Raw genomic sequence first — 9743 nt, forward strand, 5'->3', positions numbered from 1 at the left:
GGCTAGCCTTCTCCTTCTAAAATAATTTCGATACCTACGCTCATGTTGTCCTTAATTAAACGCTTAAGATAATCCTTCGCTTTTCGGTCATCCATCTTTTCAATTTTTTCAAGAACTTTCTCGCTGCCGCCTTGGTTATACCTTGCCTGGGCGAATTTCTCGATTTCACGCAGTATGACAGGGTTAGCGTACCAATCATAGTGTTCAGATGGTATAACTGCTTCAAGGCGTAATCGAACCTCATCAATATCAGGTAGTATAGCGGTAAATCTTCCAATGATATCGCGTGAAAATGCCAAATCAATTTTTATCTTATCAGAGAAGTCAGCGAGAAACGCTGCTTTCGTCTGTAAGTACTCAATTGCGAACTTAACATCATTATCTTCGGGGTTATTCCTGTTAATGGTGTCAAATACCCTCCGAGCGTCAATTTGAAGGTTTACAGGAACTAGGGAAAGAATAGGTGTCCTGTTCTTAGATGACCACTCCTTTGGGGTTTTGGATGCTGTCTTTTCCTCCCATAATTGATGAAGTCTGAATTTTTCCTGTTCACCTCGTATCCTTTTAGCAAGTTCTGCTACATTCTTTTCGCACTCAGAATTATCTGCTGTAAAGGCATTCGTTGGCAACTTAGAATACAGCGTACTTACTTCATTGTCGCTAAATCCAGTCAAGTGGAATGAATAAATGCTCTTAAAGACATCTATCTTAGACGTATAAAATTCTACAAATTCATTTGCGTTGGTCATCAGTTGAGCAAGAAACACACTCCGCTTATCATACGGTAGTTCCCTACTTAAGGCAATTTCACGCAAGGTCTGGAAGAATGTCCTCAGTGTAGGAACTTCCGTAACAAGTGCCGCATACGGGATTCTTATAGACTTTATCTTCTCACGCCATTCCCCTATACAAGCGGAAAGAGCTGATGCCTTAGCATTGATGCGATTGCTTGCAGCTACTATTTTGTAATCAGTAAGTAACTTGCGAATTTCATCCTCACCTGTTTCTTTATCCCAAAGCCATAATGCCTCGCCAGACCCTACTTGGCGTCTCACGTCCAGTAGAACATCCGCTGCTCCTATTTCGGTAGCCAATGACAGAACCTCACCGTTTTCAAAGCATTTTAAAAACTCTTTCATTGCTTTCGAAGCGTTATTTTTTGTGATAAGTGTCTTAAGGTTTCGTGCCGCCGTTGGCGTTTGCAGGAACATTCTACCGATTGTAGTCGCAATTTTCGCTATGCTTTCTCCGCTGCTATTAGGGTTGGCGAGGGAAACCAGTTTATCAATGAATTCCTCTAATCCATAGGTATCTATCTCCTTGAAACACCAAATGGGGTAGCCCAGCTCCTTTAATTTGGAACGGATGCGAATTGCAATCTGCTCTATGGCAATGTTATCCGGGATCTCGAAAACAACCTTTGTGAAGTCGACAAAAGCCATCTGTTCCTTAGTCATAACTTCAATATATTTATCCTTATAACGCGAATGGGGGGTATTCTTATGTTTAATGTACTCTCCAATAATTTCCCCCAGTTTCTCAACACTCATCTTGTCACCAGTATCACCATCACTATAACGGTAAGTATCGCTGGCATACTCTTTTAATAAAAAGCCGGTCAAAAATGCGTACAGGTTACACGGCATAAAGCCTTTATTGATTAACCAATCAAAGATATCGCCAACAGAAATGCGTCCTTCACGTTCAAAAGTGGTATTTATCAAATTATCTAGTTTTAGTTTCAGCTTTGAAAGTGGATGTAAACGTTCGGTCTCCCAGTAATCTTTTACTTGCCATACACCCTGCATAAGGGGCACGATAAAAGACTGCTGAAACAAACTGCCACACGTCTCCGATATGCCGTATTTTGCCCCTTCTGATAATCTTAAAACAGTAAACATCTGCTCACTGACTTTTGCATTATCAAAAGAATATTCATATTTTTTGACAACCATGTTTGATAACGCTGTTAGAGCTGAGGTTTCACTTCCATAGGGCTCACCTGTTTTTGCAAATGGGGTATATATTGTGAATGTACCGTTGGCAACATCCACCTTCCAGTCTTCAAGAATTGCCTTTGCCTTGCGCGACATCTCATCGGCAAGTTTTCCGTCTTTTGTCCTCCAGTATTCCTCATTGGCGGCAAGCTCCACCCAATGCTCAAAACGTTCTGAGCCAAGCACAGTTGAAGATGTGTCAATAAACACGAGGTCTTTATAGCGGTCGTCCTTCATCGCACCCTTAATAAGCTCTCGAATTTTATTCTGCTCCTCATCGCTACGAGCGAAAGACAAGACAGCACGGATTTTATAAGTAGTCTGCTCATTGGTAATTTTGTTAATGGTTGCGGTAAAATTTTCAATGGTCACAGGCGTAACATCATAACGGAAACGAAGTGCTGGTGAAAGGGATAAAGCTGCTACAAGCTCCCCACTATATACCAATGAAACAGTTTTTGTTTCGCCAATGATACGCTTCTTTATATTATCAATCTGTGCTTGATCCCCCGAAACAGCGGCGGCAGCGTATTGGGTTTTCCCATCACCCATAGGTTTAATAAAAAGTATCCCATCTCGGACTAACTTCTTCGCCAGGTTGACGGCACGATTATCCTCTAAGTCTGAACCCTCGAAAGCATAGTTTATATTTTGGTCTGTAGGCAAAAACAAACCCACGCTATCGCCGAGCTTCTGGCTGATTGCTTGCATCATAAGAACGGTCTTTAAAACACGCTTCTCCTCGGCAAGCAACCTCCCCTCATTTTTAGGAAATGTGTCAAGAATGGTGCGAATGATGGAATCAAGGTTGCTTCTACCTACTCCTGTACCGTATTCATCAGTTCCTTTCTCGTAAAAAAAGTTCCATAGATAATCAATAGTAAGGATATCGGCATTATCGGGACTGTGGTTGTCAATGAACCACTGAAACGCCTGCAAATTCTCGGTTTCTGAGTTCTTGATAAAGTTGAACATGCTGCGCTGATTGGATGCGAATGCACTTGAAATATTTTTGAGGAGTAACGCTGCAAGAGGATGAAGCGGCAGCATTCCTTTAAGCACATCATCCCCTACCTCGGAGCCTTCCCATACTGTTTTCCTTACCTCTTCCCGTGAAATGGGCATACGGCTATTGAGGTCATCAGCAAGGCTGTCCCAAATGTCCTTTTGTGCGTCCTTAACTTTCAAGGCGTATTTTATTAATTCGAAAGCGATTGAATCCGGCAACCTAATCTCGCGTCGAATAAAGCGGTCACGGATAATTTTCCCTGTTTGATCGGTTTCATTAAAGATGGAGCCGGACATGTGTGTCACGATCATCAAATAGAACGGCTTGAGGTTTGAGAGTTCCGCAAGTTTTTGAAACTCATCAAGGGATGTTCGGTTTTTCTTGAAGTATGACGAAAACTCGTCCCACACAAGGACGATGGCTTTAAGCTCGTTCTTATCGATAACGTCGGTGAGCCAAGCAATCAACTTATCCATATTTGTAGAGAGTGCCGTTATACCCCTGCTGTCTGCTAGAGAAAATATGTTGGACATCAACGCATCAACATTAGCATTAGGGTTATTTAATGAGGCGATAATATCATCGGCGGATTTGCCCGCAAAACTGCCTAAGCCCCTGTATTCAGGGAGTGCAATAAGCGTATTAAAGAACCCCTTATTCGCCTCATCTGCAAGCCATGCTGCAATACCGCCACGTAATGTATCCTCACCTTTATACTTAACACCTGCCCTACGGAGTGCTTTGGTTACACTCTCGTACACCGCCATAATAAGCGCACGATCACCATCAATGGCACCGGAAGCGTAGCGATAGGCAGTTAAGATTTTTCCTTGCTTATGGCCGAGCAACTTGTCGCGTAAGTCTGGTTCTGCATTTAATGCAGCATACTCGGCGAAATACGCCTTGAGTTCATCATCTGAACATTCAAGTAGGTTCTTCAGCGTCCATACGACACGGGATTTACCTGTGCCGTATGCCCCCTCAATCCAAATACCCTTTTTGTCACTGTTGGTACCACGGGAAAGCATACGTTCGGTAGCCTTAAGGAGGTCGACAAATGTCTCGTGAGGGAAAGTCTTCTGCCACTTATTCGCCGGGTCTTTGATGGAGCTCGGATTTATCTCCGGCCAATAGCCCTCGTCAATATCGAAATACTCATTGTACTTGTTCATCGTGTTTTACCTCCCTCAATGAAATAAATTTTTCTTTGATTTACTCACTCATTCTTACAATTTCAAGTACATCCAAACAAGGTTTAAAGGAATAAGTTTGAATAAATAACATTATATGGTTGGTGGGGATGTGCCCAATCAGAGGCTATGCCTGATTTTACAAATGATTTGGCAATGTCAGCACCGATAATTAAAGTTGATTCTGTCAGTTGCTCAATTCGCTGTTTTTGTTTATAATTCACTTTGAAGTGCCTCCTGTGTGATTAAATTAGGGGTCGGTCGCCTAGACAGCTCGACACCCAGTATATTACAGGAGGTGCTTCTTTTTTACAAAGGCCATTTTATTTCCTTACAGGAATGCTCCTTAAAACAGAGTTAGTACGTCTTCAGATGTCTTATCTTCTTGGAGAGAGATTTTATCAAGGTCATGGGTGAATGTGGCGTTGATAAAATCTGGGTGTTTCGCTGTAAGTCCAAGAAGGATTCGCTCCATATCATCACGGTCAAAGCCGAAAATCTGCGTGGGGCTTATGCCAAGGGATTCAATCGTGTGGTCAAGTAGTCGGGTAAGTGTAAACTGGTAATACCCGTCGCATGCCTCTGCAAACTTATACAGGGCATAGAGTACAACACGGTTATCTTCCAGAGTGGATTTACTACGGGCTAACGTTTCAATCTGCTTACCCTTTTTAGTAACTGTCCCGAAGTTGAGCTTAGTGCCGAGTGGGAGTTCGCATAGGCGTTTGAAAGCATTTATAATAGACGTGGTATCATTTTTGCTCACCCCAATAGCAACGAGCATATCTGAAACGGTCTCTCTTGTATACACACGTCCTATTTCGAGATTCTTAATGTACCATTCGCATTGCCTATTGTAAGCAAAATTAGAGAGAATAATTCCCCACGCACTTCCACTTTCCCAACCGATAGTTTCAATTACCTCGGTTGTCCTTGTGATTTCATTGTTTTTGAGTAATCCACTTTCTCTAAGAAAGCGTTTGAACATAGGCACTTGATTTGGACCCAGATTATTGTTTGTCCAGTAATCGGACTTCTTTTCAAAAAAGTCCTTAACCCAACCAAGTTTAGGTGCATGATTCGCAAAAGAGTTGATACTTTTCATTATTCTCTCTCCGCCTTGTGGTAATTTTAGTGAGTGATATACCAAACACCCATCGTCTATATTGTGGCATTGCCCACAATGTAGGCAATCCTCAATTTTCAAACCGTTAGCAAACGATATACAACCATTGTGGCAGTTTGCTTCGCATACTTTGCACTTAACGCAATGTGCTGCTTTTTTGAAAACCTGTTTGAACCTCTTTATAAAAACTGGTTGCTCTTTCAATAAACGTTCAGATATCGAAATTGTATATCTGTTCTCAAACTTAACAATTTTGTACTCAAATGGGATTTCACCAAGGGTTTTAATCCATTCACGCCAATCTGTCGCAGGGTTAGTGATGGTTATCAGTAATTCCCCATCCTTGACTTCATCTTGATAACGCGGGGTGCTGATTTTTAAGTCACGTCCGTTTTTTCGTGCGTTCCAACCACCATTAGTGATATAGGTTTCCAATGAAGCCGGATTGCCTAGATCACGAGCATTGACACTTTTTATGATATCTATGTATTCGTCAATCTCTTTTTGATAACACAACCGTTGGAACCAGTCGCCTTTTCCTCCACCCATGGGACAAAATAAACACCCTGCCCGCGAGTTACCTTTCTTATACGCCTCATTTATCACAAGACCATGAGTGTAGATGTATAACCACACTTCCGCTGATGTCCACTCCAGTAAGGAATTGTGCGAATACTGCCCCCTTTGCTTTTTACCATAGTTTTCATAATTATAGTCTGCCCGGGTCGCACTCTCATGGGCCCGAACCCCAACAAAATCCATACCGATATAATCGTTCTTACCCAACACCTCACGAAGTTTCAGCGTTTGCGGTGCGGACTTGTGCACCGAGCAACACCAGCGTTGTACACGCGAGGGAGGGCCGAAAAGTCGCCAACTTTCCTCTGGCTTAATATGGGAACAAGCGCGGTAAAACTCTATCTGGTCAGCGTGGCATTGTTCCTCAACCTTATCGATTACGTGATAAGTATCGGGGAACTCCATGCCCGTGTCACCGAACACAACAACAAAACCACTCTTCGGCAATGCCTTTTTTACCAGTTCAAGCAGAACAATACTATCCTTACCACCCGAAAAGGCAACATGGAATATATTCAATTTCTTCTGGTATCGTTTATAAACATCAAATATTTTTTTGATCGTGATTTGCTCTATAACTTCGAGCAACTGGCGGTTTTTTTCTACCATAGTAACTATATCTACAGGCAGAAGTGTTTCGCCATCCGGCAAAAGACGCTCACCGTTTTTATCAAGCTCAAATTCCAACTCAGGAGCTGAGTAAAGAGTGCCGCCCTTGGTCTTTGCAACTATGCGACCACGATACCAGTAATAATTTGCCTCTGCCCACATATAGGGTAGTTCATCCTGCTTAGCGTAGTTCCAGTGTTTGTCAAAACCGAGAATATCAAGTTCGCGGTAATATACAGGGCGTGGTTCTTTGGAAAATTGGGGGGTGCTATTGTTGAGAAGCAAACCGCCCGTATGTTCATCGTGTGTATATGCGTACATTTCCCTAAACTCTCCGTTCTCTTAAGATTCGTGCTTTTATGACCACTTTTGATACTACTCCAGTCCTTCTCGCGACATACCCGCTTTCAAATAGGAAGTCACCTACGGCTTTATCATTCAGTTCTATATTGGAAGCGGCTACGGCGGTTGCAAGTACATCTATATAGTCTATGAAACCTGCTGACTTACGGAAAATGGCTCCGACATTCCTGCTATTGACCGATAGGCACTGATACATAAACAGCTTGCTAAACCGCTTGCAATAACTTTCAAGCAGATACCAGTTCCAAGGATAGCCATCTATGCACGGGAATGAAATAAAACTAGTCACAGATTGGAGCGGAATAACATCCGTATTAACGAACAAGGCTAGCGCATTATCCGTGGCTTCAGTGTCAAAAGTAATTTCACTGTCTCCGACAAATGTGTCCTTATTCACGCGAATCATTGTGTCATAGGCGATAAACAACGACTGGCCATGAACTCTGCCGTTAATTTCCTTTTCAAATTCCAAAAGTTCGTCCAATGTTAGGCGGTCGTGTGTTGAGCAGTAGTCCCCAAGTAAAACAACGGAGTTCAGCATCGTGCCTTTCGGTGTTATGATCTTACCCCGCTTTTCGTAACGGTCGGCAAAGCAAACTTGAAACAATCCGTGTTTAACGGCGGTTTCTGATAGTTCGGGGTTGAGTTCAAGGTTATTTGAAACATCAATGGAAGCGAGAGAAACATAACCACGTTCGGCTATTTCTTCTTCAATTCTCCGCTCGATGATTCGTTGCTCAACCTTGTCAATCTTTAATTTGCTCGTATGGGTGTAAGTCCCTGTATTCACCCAAATATAGTCGCTGTTCTGTGCCAACACCAGTTTGATTTTATCGAGTGGCACATAGGATAGTTTTTCTTTTAACTGATCATATGAGCAACAAACTGCTGTTTCATAACAACGTAACACTTCTGATTCAGCAGATTCGCTGCTGGTCACGCTAAAATAAGCCCTTGAGTAATATAATGACGGCAACAACGAAGTCAAGATAGCCCTCAGCAACTCAGCGGAGAAAATGTGTATCTGTTGCAGATAATCAGCGTATACATCGTAAAACTCATCATAGTAAAACACCCGGTGTCCCTCGGCAATAAGGCGGTTAAGCAGTTCTATAAGACCATTTTTACCGTTTGACGGAATGGCAAATACTTTGTCACCGTGGTAAATGCCGACTGCGTTCAGCAATGAGCATATCTCTATTTCTGAGGGTATTTCCTCGCCAGTTGCTTCACGATAGAAATTCCTTAGCTTGTTTATGTCGATGACAGATTTCGGGCGTATCCCGTTTGGAAAGCGTTCTTCCAATACGGATGCGACACCAACTTTCACGTCATCGTTAATCTTCATATTTGATTCAGTCGATAAAGAAACTATCCGTTCATTTCCCGAATCAGACTTCTTGGTCAAATAAGTAATTGTTACATCATCCAAAGCCACGGAGCAATAACGGCATAGGCTGCCAATAATCGTGACGATGGTCTGCGGATTATAGTTTGTGTATATCCATTTGCCGTTTGATAGTTTGGAGCAAGTCCCGAAGCTATCTTCCTCGGACATGAAGAACACTTTGCTGCCGTACATAGGTCGCCTATCTAGTTCAGCGAGACAGGGGTTATTCTCTGCTATAAACCTCTCGGTAATAGAAATTAACAGCCGTGACCAGCATTGCTTATCAGGCACGACAACTTGTCCGTTTATAATGCAGGACACAGGGCGTGTCTGGGCGCATAACTCAGGACGAGAAAAATCAACACGGGAAAGTGTTGCGTTTGACTGTTCATTTGAGTCTGCTACTGGTTTAGTCGGTTCGGTATCAACAGTAGATTTGAAGCAGACCGCCTTATGTAAAACAGGCTTGCTCTTCAGGAACTTAAGGTACAACCGCCCAATCTGAACGAAAGTAGTATATATTTCTCTGTCTTTCACCCGAAACAATTTATCGTTCATCGCCTTCTTGTAAATATCCTGAAAAACGTTTTTATTTGTTATCTCCCAAATCGGGACAGATAACAGCTTTCGTCCGAGCAACTGGTTGGACACATTGTCCCAAGAAGCAACGATACCATCGGGGTTATGTTGCCTGGAGCGACCATCCAGAATCCAAGTGCGAAAGGCCTCCTTTACAGTGAGGGAGGTATCGGAGGTGGCAAGACAATTCGTCGCCTCTGCTTCTGCAATATCTTCATCTTGCTTGAGTCCCAACGCCATTAGCTTCCACACCTTTTACCTTATTATGGTATTATTGAACATTTAACAACTGCACTCTTGTAACCTATTCGCTCGTCTTATTATTCTTCTAAAAATCCTCATTTTCCTCCATGTTAATCTAAATGCCGCAGTTAAACGTCGGTGGTAATATTCTCGCCCTTCTACAATTTTGCAATAGAAGTCGTGCTAATTCCAGCCACTCGTCTCAAATTGCTTTTAATAGTCATATTCTGCAAAATTCTTGACTCATCGCTACGCTCAGGTCTTGCGATTGTATGGTGAGTTGATCCATACCCATATCAACGTAGTCGCGAAAATTCTTCGAGTAGTAATTACTAGAGCATGTTATCATGTTTTGATTTTATAACCGGCCTATCTGGACTGACTAGAATTAAATATCAAAAAATTTAAAAAATATTTAATGTCATGAAGGAATTTTTTCATTATTGGTTAAATTATACAGAAGACAAATTAAAGCTAAAGGAGCAAAATAATGTTCCCGATAAATGAGTTACATACCAATGATTATATATTAAAAGGGGCTGTCGCAGTAAGACAGCCCCTTAATAAAAAACAAAAGGCGGCGACTGGTAAATGCCAGAAGCCGTCTTTTATTGTAAAATATAAGTATGCAAACAAACATTTTACAGTCAGATTATAC

The 9743-nt window shown here is 42.2% G+C and carries 4 protein-coding genes; all 4 read right to left on the bottom strand.

Annotated features, from left to right (window positions below):
* Window positions 1-2 precede the first annotated feature (2 nt).
* Window positions 3-4178 (bottom strand): hypothetical protein, encoded by a 4176-nt coding sequence (locus tag V6C11_RS02715; protein WP_333529545.1) that lies wholly within the window; start codon window positions 4176-4178, stop codon window positions 3-5.
* Between the two features lie 83 nt (window positions 4179-4261).
* The gene (locus tag V6C11_RS02720) at window positions 4262-4420 is read right to left on the bottom strand and encodes a hypothetical protein (RefSeq protein ID WP_333529546.1); all 159 of its coding nucleotides are present in this window, start codon (window positions 4418-4420) and stop codon (window positions 4262-4264) included.
* A gap of 122 nt (window positions 4421-4542) precedes the next feature.
* On the bottom strand, window positions 4543-6831 hold the full coding sequence (locus V6C11_RS02725) for a phosphoadenosine phosphosulfate reductase domain-containing protein (protein ID WP_333529548.1): 2289 nt from the start codon (window positions 6829-6831) through the stop codon (window positions 4543-4545).
* A 4-nt stretch (window positions 6832-6835) separates the two neighbouring features.
* Window positions 6836-9082: a hypothetical protein gene (locus tag V6C11_RS02730; RefSeq protein ID WP_333529549.1), complete on the bottom strand. Its 2247-nt coding sequence runs from the start codon at window positions 9080-9082 to the stop codon at window positions 6836-6838.
* Window positions 9083-9743: the final 661 nt, after the last annotated feature.

Source organism: Desulfotomaculum sp. 1211_IL3151 (assembly GCF_036763075.1).
Classification (GTDB): domain Bacteria; phylum Bacillota; class Desulfotomaculia; order Desulfotomaculales; family Desulfotomaculaceae; genus Desulfotomaculum.

What these genes read in the sequence shown, in the direction of transcription:
- V6C11_RS02715 (WP_333529545.1), bottom strand. Translation starts at nt 4,178, where the DNA reads ATGAACAAGTACAATGAGTATTTCGATATTGACGAGGGCTATTGGCCG.
- V6C11_RS02725 (WP_333529548.1), bottom strand. Translation starts at nt 6,831, where the DNA reads ATGTACGCATATACACACGATGAACATACGGGCGGTTTGCTTCTCAAC.
- V6C11_RS02730 (WP_333529549.1), bottom strand. Translation starts at nt 9,082, where the DNA reads ATGGCGTTGGGACTCAAGCAAGATGAAGATATTGCAGAAGCAGAGGCG.